The organism is Leptolyngbya sp. 7M, assembly GCF_018128485.1.
Genome location: NZ_CP070897.1, coordinates 2,406,964 through 2,425,311, shown reverse-complemented (window position 1 = coordinate 2,425,311; position 18,348 = coordinate 2,406,964). Strand labels below are relative to the sequence as shown.

Annotated in this window: 18 protein-coding genes and 4 pseudogenes; 12 read left to right on the top strand and 10 right to left on the bottom strand. The window is 48.4% G+C overall.

Translation table 11 applies throughout. From position 1 onward, the window contains the following. Positions 1-46: 46 nt before the first annotated feature. From rpsC to JVX88_RS11630, 3 genes are read left to right on the top strand one after another with little or no spacing between them, the layout of a single operon-like run. Entirely contained in the window at positions 47-790 is a 744-nt protein-coding gene (rpsC, locus tag JVX88_RS11640; protein WP_211627456.1) for a 30S ribosomal protein S3, read from the top strand. A 31-nt stretch (positions 791-821) separates the two neighbouring features. Beyond that, a complete protein-coding gene (locus tag JVX88_RS11635) occupies positions 822-950 on the top strand; it encodes a ribosomal protein L16 (protein WP_211627455.1) in 129 nt (42 codons plus the stop codon). Further along, entirely contained in the window at positions 947-1,462 is a 516-nt protein-coding gene (locus JVX88_RS11630; RefSeq protein ID WP_211627454.1) for a hypothetical protein, read from the top strand. The genes JVX88_RS11635 and JVX88_RS11630 overlap by 4 nt, the downstream gene beginning before the upstream one ends. Before the next feature lie 33 nt (positions 1,463-1,495). On the opposite strand, the gene JVX88_RS11625 is transcribed toward JVX88_RS11630, so the two are convergent. The 3 genes from JVX88_RS11625 to JVX88_RS11615 all read right to left on the bottom strand — a co-directional run bounded on the left by JVX88_RS11625 (position 1,496) and on the right by JVX88_RS11615 (position 6,024). Next, positions 1,496-2,080, bottom strand: a complete 585-nt coding sequence (locus tag JVX88_RS11625; RefSeq protein ID WP_211627453.1) for a Uma2 family endonuclease — start codon at positions 2,078-2,080, stop codon at positions 1,496-1,498. Positions 2,081-2,255: 175 nt separating this feature from the next. Then, entirely contained in the window at positions 2,256-3,224 is a 969-nt protein-coding gene (locus JVX88_RS11620; RefSeq protein WP_211627452.1) for an iron-siderophore ABC transporter substrate-binding protein, read from the bottom strand. Positions 3,225-3,273: 49 nt separating this feature from the next. Next, positions 3,274-6,024: a TonB-dependent siderophore receptor gene (locus JVX88_RS11615; RefSeq protein WP_211627451.1), complete on the bottom strand. Its 2,751-nt coding sequence runs from the start codon at positions 6,022-6,024 to the stop codon at positions 3,274-3,276. 185 nt (positions 6,025-6,209) lie between these two features. On the opposite strand from JVX88_RS11615, the gene JVX88_RS11610 reads away from it, so the two are divergent. Further along, positions 6,210-8,336 carry a S9 family peptidase gene (locus JVX88_RS11610; RefSeq protein WP_211627450.1) on the top strand — a complete coding sequence of 709 codons (2,127 nt, stop codon included), beginning with the start codon at positions 6,210-6,212 and terminating at the stop codon, positions 8,334-8,336. 178 nt (positions 8,337-8,514) lie between these two features. Here JVX88_RS11610 and JVX88_RS11605 read toward each other — a convergent pair whose 3' ends face one another. The 5 genes from JVX88_RS11605 to JVX88_RS11585 all read right to left on the bottom strand — a co-directional run bounded on the left by JVX88_RS11605 (position 8,515) and on the right by JVX88_RS11585 (position 13,433). Further along, on the bottom strand, positions 8,515-8,916 hold the full coding sequence (locus tag JVX88_RS11605) for a hypothetical protein (protein WP_211627449.1): 402 nt from the start codon (positions 8,914-8,916) through the stop codon (positions 8,515-8,517). Positions 8,917-9,563: 647 nt separating this feature from the next. Further along, positions 9,564-9,812: a hypothetical protein gene (locus JVX88_RS11600; protein ID WP_211627448.1), complete on the bottom strand. Its 249-nt coding sequence runs from the start codon at positions 9,810-9,812 to the stop codon at positions 9,564-9,566. Between the two features lie 66 nt (positions 9,813-9,878). Continuing rightward, positions 9,879-11,015 (bottom strand): hypothetical protein, encoded by a 1,137-nt coding sequence (locus JVX88_RS11595; RefSeq protein WP_211627447.1) that lies wholly within the window; start codon positions 11,013-11,015, stop codon positions 9,879-9,881. 155 nt (positions 11,016-11,170) lie between these two features. Further along, positions 11,171-12,124 carry an RNA polymerase sigma factor gene (locus tag JVX88_RS11590; RefSeq protein WP_211627446.1) on the bottom strand — a complete coding sequence of 318 codons (954 nt, stop codon included), beginning with the start codon at positions 12,122-12,124 and terminating at the stop codon, positions 11,171-11,173. A gap of 97 nt (positions 12,125-12,221) precedes the next feature. After that, the gene (locus JVX88_RS11585; RefSeq protein WP_211627445.1) at positions 12,222-13,433 is read right to left on the bottom strand and encodes a serine hydrolase domain-containing protein; all 1,212 of its coding nucleotides are present in this window, start codon (positions 13,431-13,433) and stop codon (positions 12,222-12,224) included. A gap of 172 nt (positions 13,434-13,605) precedes the next feature. Between JVX88_RS11585 and JVX88_RS38265 the strand changes: the two are divergent. From JVX88_RS38265 to cpcA, 3 genes and pseudogenes are all read left to right on the top strand, one after another. Then, positions 13,606-13,776: pseudogene (locus JVX88_RS38265) on the top strand (Clp protease N-terminal domain-containing protein); the annotation flags it as partial. A 199-nt stretch (positions 13,777-13,975) separates the two neighbouring features. Beyond that, positions 13,976-14,176, top strand: a pseudogene (locus JVX88_RS11580) (phycocyanin subunit beta); the annotation flags it as partial. Positions 14,177-14,247: 71 nt separating this feature from the next. Next, the gene (gene cpcA, locus JVX88_RS11575) at positions 14,248-14,736 is read left to right on the top strand and encodes a phycocyanin subunit alpha (protein ID WP_036009782.1); all 489 of its coding nucleotides are present in this window, start codon (positions 14,248-14,250) and stop codon (positions 14,734-14,736) included. 214 nt (positions 14,737-14,950) lie between these two features. Here the strand turns inward: cpcA and JVX88_RS44015 are convergent, their stop codons facing one another. Next, entirely contained in the window at positions 14,951-15,073 is a 123-nt protein-coding gene (locus tag JVX88_RS44015) for a hypothetical protein (protein ID WP_410503782.1), read from the bottom strand. A 120-nt stretch (positions 15,074-15,193) separates the two neighbouring features. Next, positions 15,194-15,391 (bottom strand): annotated as a pseudogene (locus JVX88_RS43020) (DUF29 domain-containing protein); the annotation flags it as partial. 561 nt (positions 15,392-15,952) lie between these two features. On the opposite strand from JVX88_RS43020, the gene JVX88_RS11565 reads away from it, so the two are divergent. The 5 genes and pseudogenes from JVX88_RS11565 to JVX88_RS11545 form a co-directional block, all read left to right on the top strand. Further along, positions 15,953-16,195, top strand: a complete 243-nt coding sequence (locus JVX88_RS11565; protein WP_211627444.1) for a hypothetical protein — start codon at positions 15,953-15,955, stop codon at positions 16,193-16,195. Positions 16,196-16,235: 40 nt separating this feature from the next. After that, a complete protein-coding gene (locus JVX88_RS11560) occupies positions 16,236-16,451 on the top strand; it encodes a hypothetical protein (protein WP_263975502.1) in 216 nt (71 codons plus the stop codon). Positions 16,452-16,477: 26 nt separating this feature from the next. Further along, positions 16,478-16,780 (top strand): VapC toxin family PIN domain ribonuclease, encoded by a 303-nt coding sequence (locus JVX88_RS11555; RefSeq protein WP_263975501.1) that lies wholly within the window; start codon positions 16,478-16,480, stop codon positions 16,778-16,780. Positions 16,781-16,888: 108 nt separating this feature from the next. Next, on the top strand, positions 16,889-17,734 hold the full coding sequence (locus JVX88_RS11550) for a HEAT repeat domain-containing protein (protein WP_211627442.1): 846 nt from the start codon (positions 16,889-16,891) through the stop codon (positions 17,732-17,734). A 131-nt stretch (positions 17,735-17,865) separates the two neighbouring features. Continuing rightward, positions 17,866-18,336, top strand: a pseudogene (locus tag JVX88_RS11545) (HEAT repeat domain-containing protein); the annotation flags it as partial. Positions 18,337-18,348: the final 12 nt, after the last annotated feature.

The following is an 18,348-nucleotide window of genomic DNA, read 5'->3' as shown; positions in this document are numbered from 1 at the left end:
CTTATCGGCCGAATAGAGCTGCGGTCTGCGGAGCTCAACAAGAATTATGGGACAGAAAGTTCATCCATACGGCTTTAGGGTCGGATACAACAAAGATTGGCATTCGCACTGGTATTCAAAGCAGGATTTTGCGAAGTTTCTTGCCGAAGACCTTAAGCTGAAGCGCGAGCTGAAGAAAAAGTTTGCCGGCGGTGGTGTTTCGCATATCGATATCGAGCGTGCGGCCGCGCGAATGAAGATCATTATCTATACTTCGCGACCCGGTATAATAATCGGCCGAAAGGGCTCCGAGATAGAAAAACTCCGCGAGGAGCTTTCGCGTTCAACTGGGCGTGAAGTTCTCATTTCTATTCAGGAGATACGTCATCCGGAGCTTAATGCCCAGCTTCAGGCGGAAAAGATATGCCAGCAGCTGGAAAAGCGGATCGCCTTTCGCCGAGCAATGAAGAAGACGATGGAAGAATCCATTCGCTTTGGAGCACAGGGCATTAAGGTGATGATCTCTGGAAGACTAAATGGGGCAGAGATCGCACGCACTGAATGGTCGCTTGAGGGACGTCTTCCGCTGCATACACTCAGGGCAGATGTTGATTATGGTTTTGCTGAAGCATTGACCACCTTTGGAATAATCGGAGTAAAGGTCTGGATCTACCGTGGCGAGATATTGGATGCCAATGCATCGATGGCCCGTGGCACGACCACCGACCCGATGAACGAAGTAAAGGCAGACCGTTCAGCATCTCGCGGCCGTGGAGATAGACGACCGCGACGAGAGGACCGCGCGAGGTAAGAGTTTTAATAGGATTTGAGGTACTAAAGCTATGTTAATGCCGAAAAAGGTCAAACACCGACGCGTTATGAAAGGCCGTATGCGCGGACGTGCGACACGTGGTGAAAATTTGGACTTTGGTGATTTTGGACTAAAGGCGCTTGAGCCAGGCTGGATATGAACTCTGTCGATTACTCGGATGTCGGCCTGCGCCTTTGCTCCGGGATTGAGCGCGAAATGGTTCAGCCCTTCTTCAAAACCCTACATCAATTTCTGTTAGAACACGATGAACCTTGTGAGATTGGTGGCGTCACGCTGCGTGCCCGCAAAAAATACACCGTCGGCATGTTACCCCCGCTGTTGGCTGCTGAATGGCAAACCTTGCAGGAGGAAGCTTTGACTAGCAGTACTCCTCTGGCTATTGATAGCCTCTATACTCAGTTCACCGACAATCCCGTCGAATCTGCTGACCGCGACACCATACAAGTTTTTCTCTCCCAGTGGCAGCATCCCCTAGCAAGCTGGCTCCAGCATCCCGATGCCGCTTCTGCCGTGGCCCAGATCGACCGATTGCTTACTATTGCCGCTGATGCCGAAAATCTACTCTACGAATGGCAGTTTGATCTCCTAGAAACCTTGATTCTGGGTAATTCGACCCAACCCGGCGTTTTGCCTCAAATCTATATTCCCTGACTCTGCTGCATGCTTATTCGTTACCGAGGCTCTCTAAGCAATTCTAAAAATTTGGTCTGCGGTTAGCGCCAAGTTGGGAAATGTAGATGAGGTAATTGGGGTAGTTCCCTGGAAAATTCCTACCTCTACATACCGGTCGTTTCTGAGTTGTAAAACCATGACAACCTGCTCTTCCGGATTGATAATCCAGTATTCCGGAATGCCTCGCATGGCATACTGATCGCGTTTACGATGATAGTCACGCTCGCGGTTTGCCTGCCCAGGGCTGACAACTTCTACAACCAATTGGGGGGGTGGCATGTCGAGGGTGATGGTCAGTCGGCGTTGCGTCAGGGGAAGATGCTCTTCTCTGAGAATAACCAGATCGGGAAAGCGGTTGGCTGGGTCTTTGGGTTGCAGGACAGGCACCTGAAGCTCACATTTGCCAGGGTGTACCAGTCTGGCCGAAAAGTTCTGAGCTACTAAAAGAAAGTACAAATAGTTGGCAATAGACAAATTCCATTCTGACTCCGGTGGCAATTCGACCAGATCCCCCTCAATCAACTCATAGCGCCCCTCCAACCCCTCATAGGCCAGATAGTCCTCAAAGGTTGCAAATCTCGGTCTTGACTGAATCATCTCTCACCTCCTTGCAGACAAAAGGGCAGACAAAAGGACCTGTCTTGCCGACGCAGTTGGCCTGTGCTTCCAAATTAACACGAGTACATTTCGTTGTCTGAGCAGCCTTGAATGGTAGCAGACTCGACTTGTGACACAGTAGCCTGCTCAGGAGGAATTAGAGCGGACTAAAAGCTCAAGGCATGTTGACTAGATATTTGAATAGATCATCAATCACCGCATTGGCAGCAATTAAATTTGATCCGATCCAAGTAAAATCATCTACCGGATACACTCGCCTTTGCTGAACAGCTTTGAGTATTTTCCAAATGGGCTTTTGTTGCAGTGCTTCAACAGTTTTTTGATCGTTACTCAGTATAAATAAAACATCCGCATCTGCATCATGCAAACTTTCCTCTGTAATATCGTAGCTTCCACCAGGAACAGTAATATTCTGTGTTTCTGGTCGTTGAATACCAGCATCCTCAAGAATCGAACCAACAAATGAGTTTTTAGTGTTTATACTGATGGTTGGCGAGCCTCTATAAGCATAGATTACAGATACAGTTTTATTCTTATATTGTTTGCTCAAAGCTGTTTTTAATTCATCGACTCGTTGATAGTAGCGGAGCCAAGCTTGCTGTTCAGCTTCCTCTTTTCCTAGTACTTCAGCTACAAAGTGAAAGTATTCTCGCCAAGACGATTCACCTTGCCACTGCCCTAACACTGTAGGACCAATCTGAGAAATCAGAGGATAAGTTTTTCGCACCGTTTCCCAACCTAAAATTAAATCGGGTTTAGCTAACAGTATTGTTTCTAGATTTGGCTGATATTGACTACCCAACTGTTTGATTCCTGCTGTTTCATGCTTCAAATAGGCAGGTAAATCTTCCTGCGAAGTATTTAGGGCTGTAGCGCTACCGATGGGCTTGACTCCCAGAGCTAAGACGTTACCGAGTGTGACATGAAAGATAGTGACAAGACGCTCAGGATTTTCAGGAATACAAGTTTCCCCCATTGAATGCTTTACGATTCGGCAGTCATTCAATGATGAAGTCCAGTTCGCAGTATTGTGATGCAAATTCTTACCACAAGCAAAGACAGATATAACTGTCAAAAGACTCACCAGTAAAAGGCACACAAAGCGGCGTGACAACGTTGTCATGATACAGTTCAGGTGATAAATGAAATCATTCAAATACTTATTAAGCAAGCTAGAACTGCCAACTAACAGAGCCAATAATGGTAAATGGATCACCTACCTGATTGTAGAATCTACCGTATGAAAAATCATAGTGGACGGTATCGAATAAATTACGAACGTTGATCGCGGCGTTAAATCGATCTTTTCGGTAGTAGATTGCAGCGTCTGTGCGCAAATAGCTGTCTAATTGAAATGAGTTTTCCAAATCTCCCTGCCTTTCCCCAATGTAAAACAGCCCTAGACCAAACCCTAGACCTTGTAAGGCCCCCGTTTGAATCTCATAGGTTGTCCAGAGGCTAGCTTGATTCTCTGGTACATTAGGCAATAGATTACCTTCTTCGATGGCATTGTCTCGAGTTGTTTGGGCATCGGTGTAGGCATAAGAAGCGACTAGATTCCAGCCTGGTAAAATCTCACCTCCAATATCTAGCTCAACTCCTTGGCTCCGCTGCTCTCCTACCTGAATTGAGAAATTGGGATTGTCTGGATCCGGTGTTGTTACATTTGATTTGGTGAGATGGTAGGCCGCTAAGTTTGCCGAAAGTCTACCATCTAGGAAATCTGTTCTAAGTCCAATTTCATATTGAGTTCCGCGGGTTGGCTCAAAGGCTCTACCGTCTGGGTTAGATCCGAATGTTGGAACAAACGATTGGCTATAGCTACCATATAGCGATACTGTTTCGCTAGGCTGATAGACTAGGCCAATCCGGGGGCTAAAAGCACTATCATTTTGCTCTTGGGCCGATTCACCAGCAATTTCAAATATCCGTTCAACCCAGTCTACACGCCCACCAATCAACAGCTTGAGTTTATCAAGAAGACTGATCTGATCTTGAAGATAAACCCCATAGGACTGAATGAGTTCATAGAAACCAAAGCGAGAGTTGGGGATAAATTCATAATCCGAGATATCATAATCTGGATCAAATAGATCGAGATCACCGGGTCCTTGCCCACTACGACCTAAGGAATTCTCAACATTACGATTCGCATCAAACCCAATTAAAAGCTGGTGTGAGATCGTTCCTGTATTAAACTCACCGAGTAAGTCAATTTGACCAAAATAATTATCAATCGCGTATTCACGTCGTGTGTCGGAACTGCCTTGGAAGATCCGATCATCAACTAAGTCGGAGAACACAGTAAAGGCATCTGCATTCGAGTTAGCAACTATAGCAATATTATTCCGAATCTGCCAATTGTCGTTGAATTGGTGAGTTAAAATATACCCGAACCTATGGCTGTTATTCGTTGCAAAATCAATATCCGGATAGCCGACATAGCGATTTCGAGGTAAGCCAAATGTGTTGTCATTAAAGACCGGAATATCTGCCTTAAATGGATCCTCTTCCGAGCGGATGTACTCGTAGTAAAGATTCAAGGCTGTTTGATCGCCCAAATTCAACGTAATTGAGGGTGCAATCGTGATTAGTTCTGAGTTGGCAAAATCTACAAAGCTATCTGAAGTTTGATAACTAGCAATGAAACGGTAAAGCAGAGTGTCATCTGCTGTTAGAGGTCCTGATAAATCAATACTGGGTTGGTAAAATCCATAGTTTCCCGCTTCAAATTCCAGATTGTAGTAAGGGTCACTCAGAGGCTGCCGGGTAATTACATTGACAATTCCACCTGGTTCTACTGCTCCAAACAGGACTGAAGCCGGTCCTTTCAGAACTTCTACTCGTTCAATGGTCTCAATTGCAGTTGGGGTAAAAGCGTCAGCATCTCGAAAACCATTGCGGAAATTCCCATCAGTTGTAAATCCTCGAATGATTCTGCTTGACACACCTACGCCAAAATTGTCTCCCCCATTGATAACTCCACTAACCGTTTCTACAGCCTCAATGAGATCTCTAGGTCTGCGATCCTCTAGTACCTGTCGCGGCACCACCTGAATCGATTGGGGAATATCCCGCAGTGGGGTATCCGTCCGCGTCGCCGTGCTTGCCGCTGATGGGTTGTAGCCCTCATCCTGTTCCCCTGTCACCACCACCTGAATTGCATCGTCTGCTTCAGCCGTTGCTGTGGCTTCGGCAAGTTCTATAACCGCTTTATTCTCTGACCAGCTTCTGAATCCGTTTATTTCGAAGGCGTGTATCCATTTTCCGTGGACGCGCAAAAATCTCTTCAGGAGTATTTCGTGACGTTCCTGTCCCACGATCTCAATATCCCAAAGGGGATGATTCAAGATAACAAGCACTTGTGGCATCTCGTGGAGCATTGCGAACAGCTCTGTCAACTCATTTTCAGTCCGCTCTTCCTCGCTGAACGTGAAATCAAGCAGAGTTTTGGTTATATCAACGGCTCGATCACTTGGAAGATTGTGCACACCTACATGGAAAAAACCGTATTCAAACGGTACGGTCCATTCCATTGAGATCGGAGCAACGGAATTGTCAAAATTTTCGTTGACCTCGAGCGTTGCATCAATGCTGTCGTGGTCTGTCAAAGAAACTATAGGGCTAAGACCCGCCTCCTCGATCTGTTTACGCTCGATATTGTAAACTTCGCCGGGCGGCAGCGGCGGCGACCAATAGGCCGTCGAAAAGTCGATCCCTTTCCCTTCTTTCGCGAGGTATTTCTCGCGTTCCCGCTTCCAGAATGTGGCGATGATCGGCAGGCGATCGGCATAATGCGGGATAAAATCCAGCATTTCTTTCGAATACTCAGTATGGCAGTGTAAAGAGACGCCAGTCCGCGCTTTTTTTGCGAGGTCTGACGTTTCGCTGATTATATGAAGCCTGGTTTTTGAAAGGTTCATATCTGACTCCAAAAGGTGCCCGATCAAACGTTCTAAACTACCAAATCCTGGCAGAGATGTAAATTAAAGCGTGGCCACCAAGATTCGATGCGTGATCACCACAGAACGTGCGAAACCATTTCTGATGCTGTTTCGTATTCATAAGTGCTGAATTGTCATACAATTGTGTTAAAGGAGCCAATAGAATGCGTTATTTGTTGCACCAAGCGATGATAGTTATGATGGCCTTTTCGGGCACGAATCTATCCGCCCAAACCATTATGAAACCACCTGTACCGAAAAAAGACCCCAAGGTGCTCAAGATCCATGGATATGAAATTGTTGATAACTATGCGTGGATGCGAGACAGAAGTGAGAAGAAGAGCGACGAGATAATTAGTTATCTCGAGGCTGAGAACGCCTATACCGAACATCACATGGGCAGGCACCAGCCACTGGTTGACGCCCTTTATAAAGAAATGCTCGGACGTATAAAGCAGACTGACCTGAGTGTTCCGGTTAGGCGCGGAGACTATTGGTACTTTACAAAGGTCGAGGAAGGGAAGCAGTATCCGACATTCTTGCGCAGCAAAACACAGGACGGAAAAGATCCAGAAATCCTTCTGGATCAAAACAAGATGGCTGAGGGATTCAAGTATTTCGCTCTTGGTGCCTTCGCTCCAAGTGATGATGGTAACCTTTTGGCCTATTCCACCGACACCACCGGTTATCGTCAATACAAATTGCAGATAAAAGATCTCCGAACTGGCACGATTCTTCCGGATACCATAGAAAGAGTAACGAGCGTCGAATGGTCGCCCGACGGCAAGTTCATTTTTGTCGGGCAGGAAGATGAGGTCTCTAAGCGCTCGGACAAGATCTGGCGCCATGAGCTTGGAACAAAGAACACCGACCTGATCTTTGAGGAAAAGGATGTTTATTTCAACACGGGTATCGGGCGTTCGCGTGATAAAAAGATGTACTTTATCGCATCATATGCAAAGACCTCGACGGAGTTTCGCTATCTTCCTGCAAGTGCGGTAAAGGACGGAAAGTTCAGCGTTCTCTCGCCGCGTCGCGAAGGCCACGAATATTTCGCAGATTTCAATGACGGCGAGTTTTTTATCCGCACCAACAAAGATGCCGAGAACTTTAAGGTGATGCGGGTTGGACAGATTGATCCAAACGAAGCTAACTGGAAAGATTACGTCCCCCATAACCCCGCCGTAAAGATCGAGGGAATTGATTTCTTCAAGGATTTTGCCGTCGTTTCCGAACTGGAGAACGGGCTAGAGTATCTGCGCGTTATGGACCTGAAGACCCGTCGTGCCCCGATACGTATCCCGACCGAAGAAAGTGTTTATACAATGGGCCTCGGCTTTAATCCGGAATATGATACGGACGTCATCCGCTACGGATATTCGTCGATGATAACGCCGCAATCAACCTACGAATTTAACCTGAGGACGCGCCAGTCGAAGCTGATAAAACAGCAGGAGATACCGAGCGGCTATGATAAAACGAAGTATGAGACCACACGGGTTTGGGCAGATGCACGCGATGGCGTAAAAGTCCCGATCTCAGTAATGATGAAGAAAGGTACGAAGCTCGACGGCGGATCGCCGATGTTGCTTTACGCCTACGGGTCCTATGGGTATTCGATGACGCCGAACTTTTCGACCAACCGTCTTTCATTGGTTGATCGCGGAATGATCTACGCGATCGCACATATTCGCGGAGGTTCAGAACTAGGTGAAAAATGGCGGCAGGACGGGCGGATGTTCAAGAAGATGAACACCTTCAATGACTTTGTTGATTGTTCCAAATGGCTCATCAAAAACAAATACACCTCAGCAGAAAGGTTGGTTATTCAAGGCGGCTCGGCCGGCGGACTCCTGATGGGAGCCGTCATGAATCAAGCCCCGGAGCTTTTCAAGGCCGCGATCGTGCAGGTGCCTTTTGTTGACGTGATGAATACGATGATAGATGAAACGCTTCCGTTGACTACCGAAGAATGGGTCGAATGGGGAAATCCCCGAGACGACAAGAAAGCGTGGGATTATATGTATTCGTATTCGCCGTACGATCAGATAAAGGCTCAACCATATCCTGATATGTTGGTGCAGGTCTCTTTGTATGATAGCCAAGTCCCATATTGGGAAGGCTCAAAATACGTTGCGAAGATCCGCGAGTATAAGACCAATGACAGCATTGTTCTTCTAAAAACAAACATGGGAGCCGGTCACGGCGGGTCTTCTGGCCGATATGACCGCCTGAAAGAGATAGCATTCGATTATGCCTACGCACTTACACAAGTTGGCATAACCAGATAGCTTTATGGATCTGACCAACGGAATCTAAAGGGGTATCTCACACAAAATTGAATGAATCTAATGACTGAAACCGATTCCGGATAATGGTGAATAACAGATAAATAGATAGGCGAAAAAGAAGCTGATCGGACATCTCAAGTCCGATCAGCTTCTTTTTAATTAAGAGATCTGGGCAAACTTAATTTACCCACTCTTCTTCGTAGTTCAATTGCCAATGCCGAACTACCCATTCCTGGGCGGCGGTCATCGCCGTGTTCTTCCATTTCTTCAGATTCTGAAGAACCGAAAGTGCCGCGAGCGGCTTGCTCGGATCACGCTCGACCCGTATGACCTGTGTCTGGACCTCAATGATCGTCTTTTCTTCCTTAAGGATTCGGAGCTTTACCTCGCTTCCGACCGGCGGAAGAACGTCCAGATTCACAAGTGCGCTGGTTTCACCAATATTCTCGGTGGTTCCCTCTACCTTGATCGTCTTTCCGGTGTCACCATCTACCCAGCTTGCCAGAACAGGCATATTCGCCAGGATGCGATGATGCATCGGAGTTTTGTATGATGCGGTTGCGTATTCTATTTGTGCCATATCGTTAAATATTTCCCCCTTTTTCACTGGCGGAACATGCATTCCGTATCGCTGATATTTCAAACAGCCCAGACTTCGCGAACAATCTAATCTAATCTTACAAAAAAGTCAAGTTTTTAGTGTTCTAGGCTAACTATTGCAAATAAAGCGGTTGCCATAATATTGACCATTCTGAATGCAAAAAACTACGTAAATTTGTGTAATTTTTCACAAACATTTTGTTAAAGAACCCCTCAATGAACCTTCTATGATGCAAAATCGCTGGAAAAGGCGGTATGGATGCAAGATATTTTTTATAAACGATGCAATTTAACCTCGACGTAACCTGCCAATGTTATTCATTGTCGAATAGTGAAAATCCCAAAATCACTTCTGGCGACTTGGGAATTGAAGTTGCTTATATTATTGTGTTACCGCAAACCGAACTTGTAAGATTTTTATTTGGTTCGATATCTTGGATCGGAATGTCGCGGTAAAGATTTGTCTGCGAATACCTTCTTGGAACGGGCATCATTTTAGCGCCATCTGGATGGGCTCGCAGGTGTAGGCATCAAGGCCTGCAAATATCCAAAAAGCGGGAGAAAAATCCAAAATCTCCAAACTTTAATTTATTTGGGTTTTTATAGATACAACTCAACTTGAAGAGGTCAAATAATCGAAATGACTAAAAAACGTATTCTTAGCATCCTCAGCCTCTCGGCCCTCAGCATAATGCTCTCGGCCCTTCGTTTTTCCGGTTCACGAGCTATCCACGACATTTCTCCGTGAAAACGTTTGTCGATCCAATCGAAAAGACGTTCTGCTTCATTGTCGAGCCGTTCGACCGGAGCTGCCCCGATCGCGTCGATCCCGCATTGCTTAGCGAGAAGCTGAATATTTTCCAGTTCAATAGTCACAGATTAAAGGACGCAAGTTCTTTTTACTTGCGTCCCTATAATAACCCTTTAACTTCGTGTCTTAAATCATTGGATGCGGTAGGCTTTATCTCTCCACACGACAACGACCGTCCCGCTAAGAGCTTCAGCGATATTACGAAGACCGCTATCGAGCCTCCGGTATGCATCGGTACCACGGCGCACGTTCGTCGTTGCTTCCCCAGAATACGCGGAGTCATACCAAACGCCTTCGCGTCTCGTAAAGTTCTTTCCGCCGACGCTTCTGGAATTAACAACGGCTGCCGAGCGCTCGCTCATAAGAACCTGATCGCGGCCGCGTTCATTTCGCATATCCCGCTTTGCCTCGCCGCTCGGTGCTGCTTGGCGATCAGAGGAAACCGTTCCTGCCCCGCGTTGGGTCTGGGATATTACTGGTTCAGCGGCCTTTGCTTTCACTTGCTCGTCTATGGTACTAGGGGCGGCCTCGGCTATTGGCGAGTCTTCCCTTGCAGGCCTTGCGGTTGGTGCCGAGGGCACAAGAGGTGCCGGAGGCGGAGGCGACGAGGTGGCGGCGCGAGCAGTATCAAGACCGTCTGCGGGGATTGGGCCGGTCGTATTCGAATACGCGGGACCGGAGACATTCGCAGCAGGGGCCGCTGATCTTTCCTGTGCGGTCGCAGCATTCTTTGCAACAGAGGAATTCGCCATTGGTGCGGCATCATTCTCAAATGGCTCTCTTGTTCCCTGTGTTCCTGCCACTTCGGCGGAGCTGTCCTCGTATGCCTCGGTATTATTGGTGTTTGAAAACGAACTTGCCGTTTCGCTGCCCGCATTATTTAGAAGAGAGATGCCAATAAATCCGGCAAACAGTAAGACCAATGCTCCCATGCCGTATGCCAGACCCTGTATGCCGAATAGTTTTTGGTACCACGGTACGACTGGAACAGCGACCGGTACTACTTCGGCGATGGGCGAAACAGCCGAAGCGGCCACTGCTTCGGCGTTCAATTCGATAACTGAAGAAAGAACTTTCCGGCAAGGATCGCATTCCACCAGGTGCGATATATAACTCATTCGCGCAACTGGAGGCACGGCGTTCTCAGCGAGCGCCGCAAGCTCATCCGCGTCGATGTGTGGTGCAGATATCTCACTTATTGTGATCGTCTGCCTGCGTGCATCCTGCCGCAAAAGAGCATCTATCTCCTTGTCGAAATCGATTTTCATCAATTCACTTCATTGCTTCCCGCCAAGACGTAGGATCGCTGAGCATCAAATACAAGTAGTTCAAGACCATGACATCCACGAAAACCTGGCTTCTGAACTCAACGTGCCAATATCTCAGCGGTCAAGCCGGTTTCATAGCCCACATAAAGAACGGTTCACCGCCAGATATCTTGCACCAATAACGCTGCGGCCCAAGCACCGAGTGCGGTTTCAAGACTTATTCCTAACTTTGCGGCCGCATCGGAGAGAGATCTCTTTACCTCATCACTCGACCAGCCATGAACCCCCATCAACTGTTTTTCAACAGACTTTCTGATCTCGGCCTGAACGCGAACAAGCTTTCGGCTTGCGGTCGCTTCGTGATATCCGAAAGCTGCGGCAATATCCTTTAGCTTCAAGTCATCGAAATAATACATTTTAAGGACAAGCCTGTCTTCGCTTTCGAGTTCTGTGATCGCTTTCCGCAAAGCTGCCGAAACATCCTCGCTGGTGCTCTTTTCAGTAAAGATGTCTTCAGGGTTCGAGTCTGTATGGACCACCTGCGAATGGTTAGAATTATTCGCAGCGTCCTCAGCAAGATTTTCGAAAGATCTATCTTCTTCTATCTGGACGAATCGTGATTGTTTGCGATACTCATCAACCGCGAGCTGGGAAACGACAGCCCGCAACCATCCAGCTAGTGAACCCCGCCCTGAATAATAGCTAAGTTTACTTTTCCTGTTACCTTCGGCGTCCTGCCGCAAACCGTATAGCTCAGCCCAGATCGAACCTGCAAGGTCCTCTGCATCCTCACTGTTAGATGTCATCTTTCTCGCGGCTGATCGGACCGTCGGATCATAATTCGCAACAAGGTCTTCCCAAGCCTTTTCATCACCGCGTTCACAGGCAATTATCAAACATAGATCGTCGGCCCGAATATCTTCGATGAACGAACGAACGGCATTCTTGTCCGCATTTGGTTCGGACTTAAATAGGTACTTTTCAAGGGCGGCGAGGATGCGTGGCTTCAAGATCTCACTCGTAAGCCCACGATCGTCAGAGATGCGCGAGATAAGTTGGCTGACGGCTTCGTCAACGGCACTTTCAATATTTGCGGGCAAAGCGCTCATTTTGAGACCCAACAAATATTAACATCCGAAGTGCGTCTGTCAGAACTCAACCGGTTAGACTCAATAGGTAAATTATGAATAGGCAGGTATGCATTGCTCATCTAACACTAGCGAGCACAAGGCCGACGAATTCATCCAGCTTCGCCTGATCGAGCCAGCGAGCAACTACAACAAGATCATTTTCAGGATCGACATAAACGATATTAACACCGTTCCCAACATGGGCATACGCACTTTCCGGGGCAGACTTCAAATAAGCTTTCCCCGTGTTCAGAAAATAGTTCATAAAACCATAGGTTGGTTGAGCAGTTGTCGGGGTAGTCGCTTCGCGGATAAAGCGCTCCGAAAGAAGGGGCCTTCCATTCCATTTTCCACGACGAAGCGTGAGAAGTCCGAACCGAGCCATATCATACGCATTGATGAACATTCCTCCGCCCCAATGTCCACCGCCGCTTACTGATTGAATGATCTGGCCATCGATAAGTACGAACGAATTCTCATAGCCATACCAACGCCAAGTGTTAGAGGCTCCTATCTCATCCATAATGAATTCCTTCAATACTTGTGGAAGCGGTTTACGCCAAACATTTAGCGCAGCCAACGCAAGAACGTTGACACGAACATCGTTATATTCATAAACGTTTCCCGGTTCATTTCGTTTCCGAGTAAGCCAGGTTGAGTTGTCGCGATCGGGTCGATCCGCCCAATCCGGTTTTCCCCAGAGCGTGCCTTCCCAATCGCTTGTTTGCCGCAGAAGGTGTTCCCAGGTAATCTTGCTGTTATGTTCACCGGCAAATAGTTCAAGATATCGAGGTTTTCCAAAATCCTCAGCTTTATCGAAACGCTGCCCCGGGTGATAGACGAATGTCATTGCTGAGGCCAACGCCGCTCGGTCTTGTAGGGATCGTATAAGTCCGTGATCATAAGCAAGTCCTACCGTTGTTGAAAGAAAGCTTTTCGTTACGCTGAACGTCATATCAACACGGTCCGGTTCTCCCCATTCGGCAACAATACGTCCTCGCCGTATGATCAATCCTGTTGCCGGACCGCGCTCTTTGAACAAGCCAACTGCTTCGCCATAAGGCTCTCGCCCGAATGATTGGTAATGCGCAAGTTCTAAATTTCGCGGCGTCCTAGCCTCATTCGAAACAGCGAACTCGACCGCTGACCTCAACCGCACAGGGTCAAGTCCCATCTCCTGTGGCAGACGCCTTTCCCATTCACTCCGCGGAGGAAAGTATTCGGTCTGGGCGACGGAAGAGATTGCATATCCCAGAGCTAACTGTACACAAAACAGCCATATCGTCATTTTACATTTCATATTTTTGCCGGATTATATATCGAACTTTACCATTACCGAAAATTACCTTGACCTTAAAAAGTTCGATCAGTTCACCCAATAAAAAGGTTCGATGGCCGTAAGATCAGGCCCTTCAAATTCATTGACTGAAGATACGCAAAAATTGTTAGAATCAAGCTAGATGCTGACACGGGAATTGGAAGAAACACTTAGCTTTGCCGTCGATCAGGCGGTTAAGCACCGCCATGAATATGTAACACTTGAGCATTTGCTTTATGCGCTTCTTCAAGATAGCGCGGCCCGAGACATCCTGTTCAATTGCGGAGCAAACATCGAGGAGATCGCAAAAGCTCTTGAAGAATATTTCGCAAATGTCTTGGAGAAACTTCCGGAAGGCGTTCGCGTGATGCCTGAGCTCACGGCCACATTTCAATCAACAGTGAATTATGCTGTGCTGCAGGCGGAGGGTAGCGGCCAACAGGCCGTCGACGGCGGAAATATTCTGGCCGCGTTCTATCAGGCCGAGCAGAGCTATGCTGTTTATCTGCTTTTGCAGCAGGGGGTTACTCGTGCGGGAAACCTACCTGGCGCTGGGCACTCCGGGTGCGTCGGTCGCGGTGGGTGTGCAGAAAATGAAGGATGCGGCGATTGCGATTGCCAACGACCGCAACAACATCACTCCGGGCGATTGCAGCAACTTGATTGCCGAACTGGGTGGCTATTTTGATCGCGCGGCGAGCGCTGTGGCCTAGTTTCGTTGATTGCTGATTCACGAATTCTTGTTTGTATTGATTTACCGATTTACTTGGGAGATAACCTGACCATGAAGACTCCTTTAACCGAAGCCGTGGCTGCGGCAGATTCGCAAGGCCGGTTCCTCAGCTCGACCGAAATGCAAGCTGCCTTTGGTCGCTTCCGGCAGGCGGCGGCTAGCCTGGAAGCCGCTAAAGCGCTGTCGTCGAAGGCGCAAAGCTTGGCTGAAGGTGCTGCCAATGCGGTGTACCAAAAGTTCCCCTACACGACCCAAATGCAAGGCCCTAACTATGCCTCGACCAATACGGGTCGCTCCAAGTGTGTGCGGGACATCGGCTACTATCTGCGCATGGTTACCTACTGCTTGGTGGTGGGCGGTACTGGCCCGATGGATGATTATCTGATTTCGGGTCTGGCGGAAATCAACCGCACCTTTGATCTGTCGCCGAGCTGGTATGTGGAAGCCCTCAAGTACATCAAGGCCAACCACGGTCTGTCGGGTGACCCGGCGGTAGAAGCTAACTCCTACATCGACTATGCCATCAACGCTCTGAGCTAATTCAGGCGATTGATTTAGTCGGTTTAACTTGGCCCGGAGAGGTGAACTGTTGTCGAGTCTCGATGATGGTTGATCGCTCCGGGCATTGTTTTGAGTTGAACGTTTCTGACTATATCGACAATGATGATGTATACAGCACGTTATACATCATTAGTTGAAGTGGGTGAGAGCGAGCCAATGGGTTTGAATTGGTTGTGCATTGCGGGTTTATCGCTTAATCAACGGTTGAGCGAATGAATGTTGAATCTGGCGGCGAAACCTCAGGATTCAGCGTTTGCTCTAGTGTGTAGGGACAGCTTTCTGGAAATCGCGTCTCCCCCAACTGTGTTTCTCGAATGGCAATGGCTCAACCAAGTGGATCGGCATCGGCAAAGCCTTGGTCTAAATCGGGGCGCTGACTGGAGCTATCTTGCAAAAGCAGCTTGATTTGAAATCGCTGTTCTCGAATCGTGCCTAGCTAGCTATTGCTGCGGTTTTGAGACTGGAACTGCCATTTCAATAAGTGCCCTAGCAAAACAGCCAAGCGATTACGCAACTCTTGCCGTTCTCTGCGACCCAAGCTTTCGATTTCCTTAATCAGATTGGGTGTGTCTAAGTGCTGCCACTGTTGGGTTTTGAGCAACGTCACCTGCTCTTGGGGCCAAGCATAGAAGTCGGTTTCGTAGAGGGAGACATTTTAATCTATTGCATTTTTGCAATAAAGTAAGTTACTAAGCCTGATGAGCACTGAACTGATTTTAAAGTAGAACTGATTATCAGCCTTTCTGTATAGGAAGGAGCATTTCGCTTTCGCTTGTATGAAGTTGAGAAACCTAAATAATCTAATCGTCGCACGATAGAGGACAACTAGTCGTTAGATGCGCTTCAAATTTGAAGGCATGACAAAAGTGTCATAAGATTTAGTGCCTGTCATTTTGACAAAATATCTGTTAAAAATGACAAATTAAGCTAGTATAGTGATATGACAAAATAAAAAAACCAGTGTTCCAGCACTGGGATAGGGAATGTTAATTAGAAAGCTGCGCAATAGCAACTATAAGCTGCGCAACTTCAATGGCTAAGAAAAGCCACTTCATTTGCATTTCCTCCTTTATTTGATTTTAAGTAACCAGCTTGCTTGACGGAGTAAGCTGGTTATTTGTGTTCTATTATAGCCGATTCTAGATATCGTGTGGTATTCAGGTAATATACTCATCAGGTTTTATGCTTATGAGCCATGAAGTTCACGATTGGAATCACCGAAGAGGCGATGGCTGAACTGATTGAACTAGCAGAACAGGATACTCTGATTCTGAGAAAACCCGATGGGACAGAGTTTGTGTTATCACTGGTGGATGATTTTGCGGCTGAAGTGGAAGCCTTACGGCAGAACGACGAATTCATGGCTTTTCTCTCTCAACGCTCTGGTTCAAGTCGTCGAGTTTCTCTAGCTGAAGCCCGCAAACGATTAGGAATTTGAAAGGTTGCACTTCTCTGACCTGACTAGCATGGAAACCTCGATGATTCAAACTATTGTTCAGCAGTTAGAAGGGTTGCCTCAACCCTTGCAGCAGCAGGTGTTGGAGTTTGTCCGCTCGCTGGCCCATTCACCGATTCAAGGCACTCCTGGTGCTCAACTGTTGCAATTTGCGGGCACCATTCCCAGCGATGATCTACGATTAATGCGCGAGGCAATTGAGCAAGACTGTGAACAAGTTGATTTGAATGAGTGGTAGATATTTGCTCGATCCCAATATCATCATTGCGCTTTTTGATTGCGCTTTTTGCCAATGAAACAACGGTTCGAGAGCATCTAGCTGAAGCGACTGAAGGGTTGATCCCTGGCATTGCCATTGCTGAATTGCATGATGGTGCGCGCAAATCAGGCCGAGTGCAGGCTAATCTAGCTCGGATCGGCGCATTGGTTGCTAGCAGTGTGGTGCTTGGCTGTGATGCAACTACGGCCCGTTGGTCTGGTGAAATGAAACAGTCGTTGCGCCTCAAAGGTCGCCTTCTGCCTGAAAATGATATTTGGATTGCAGCGATTGCGGGTCAACATGATTGACTCCGGGTCAGTCGCGATGCCCATTTTCAGGAAAGTGAACTCCTCCAGCTTGTTGGCTGGTAAGTCACTCAACGAATTTGTTTTTCATATCCTCTATCCGATCCTCCAATGCCCGAACAACCGTTTGATCAGGACAACACCGATGCCATCACCAGCGATTCGCTTACCGTCGAGCAAGCCATCGCGAACCTCCAAGGTGAAGATTTGGGCCTGCGGGTGTATGCGGCCTGGTGGCTGGGCCGGTTCCGTGTCGATGAACCTTTAGCGATCGATATCTTGATCACAGCCCTGGAAGATGAGGCTGATCGCACTGAAGCCGGTGGTTATCCGTTGCGGCGCAATGCGGCTCGTGCTTTGGGGAAATTGGGTGATCGGCGGGCGGTTCCGGCTCTGATTCAAGCCCTCAGCTGCTCGGATTTCTATGTGCGTGAAGCGGCGGCCCAGTCGTTGGAACTCTTAGGAGACCCAAGCGGTATTCCGGCCTTGCTCGCTCTACTGCAAGATCAAATTCCTGGCACGCTACCGGCTCCCGAACCGCCCTATCTGGTGCAGCCCTACGACGCCATTCTAGAAGCCCTCGGCACCCTGCAGGCGAGCACAGCGGTTCCCTTGATTCTGCCGTTTTTGCAGCATGAAATTCCCCGGATTCAATATGCGGCGGCGCGTGCTTTGTATCAATTGACGCCAGACCCGACCGCGGCCAGTCAGTATGGCGATCGCTTAGTGGCGGCACTAGCCGGCGATGAATTGCAGTTGCGGCGGGCGGCCTTGGCTGATTTGGGCGCGATTGGCTATCTGGCGGCCGCGGAACCGATTGCCCAAACCCTAGCCGAAAATAGCCTCAAGCTGATTGCCCTCAAAGGTCTCTTAGAAACCCAAATTCAGCAACGCCAACCCCCTGGCTTAAACGAGGGGGCAATCCGGGTGATGGCGTTGATGGATGAGTTGCTATAGGGCGGCTCAATTGCAATTCAATTGAGCGATTGAATCGATTTGTTACACCTGACCCCAACCACTCGCATTGCGGGCCATCGGCATTCGACAATACCATATAGACCTGATCATCAATCCTGTTTTCTGCCTCCATGCCAGATACTCTAAAGACTCTGATTGCGGCGGTTGATGCGGCGGATTCGTCGGCCCGCTTGCTCGAAGCTGTGCAAGACTTAGCAAATGCAGCGGACGTTGGGGCGGTGCCTACGCTGATTGCGGCCCTCAGCTACAACAATCCAGGGGCGGCGGTGGCCGCGGTAGATGGGTTAATCAAAATTGGAGAACCGGCGGTGCCGGCGCTGCTGGATCAACTGGACCGGCATAACTATACGGCGCGAGCCTGGGCGATTCGGGCGTTGGCCGGGATTGGCGATCCGCGAGGTCTGACGACCCTCTTGGGAGCGGCCACCGCTGATTTTGCCATGAGTGTGCGGCGCGCGGCGGCGCGGGGGTTAGGCACGCTCAAATGGCCTCAGTTTCCAGCTGATGAATTGGAAATGGCCCAGGCTGAGGCATTGGATGCGCTGCTGTTTGTCTGCGATGACGAAGAATGGGTGGTGCGCTACGCGGCGGTA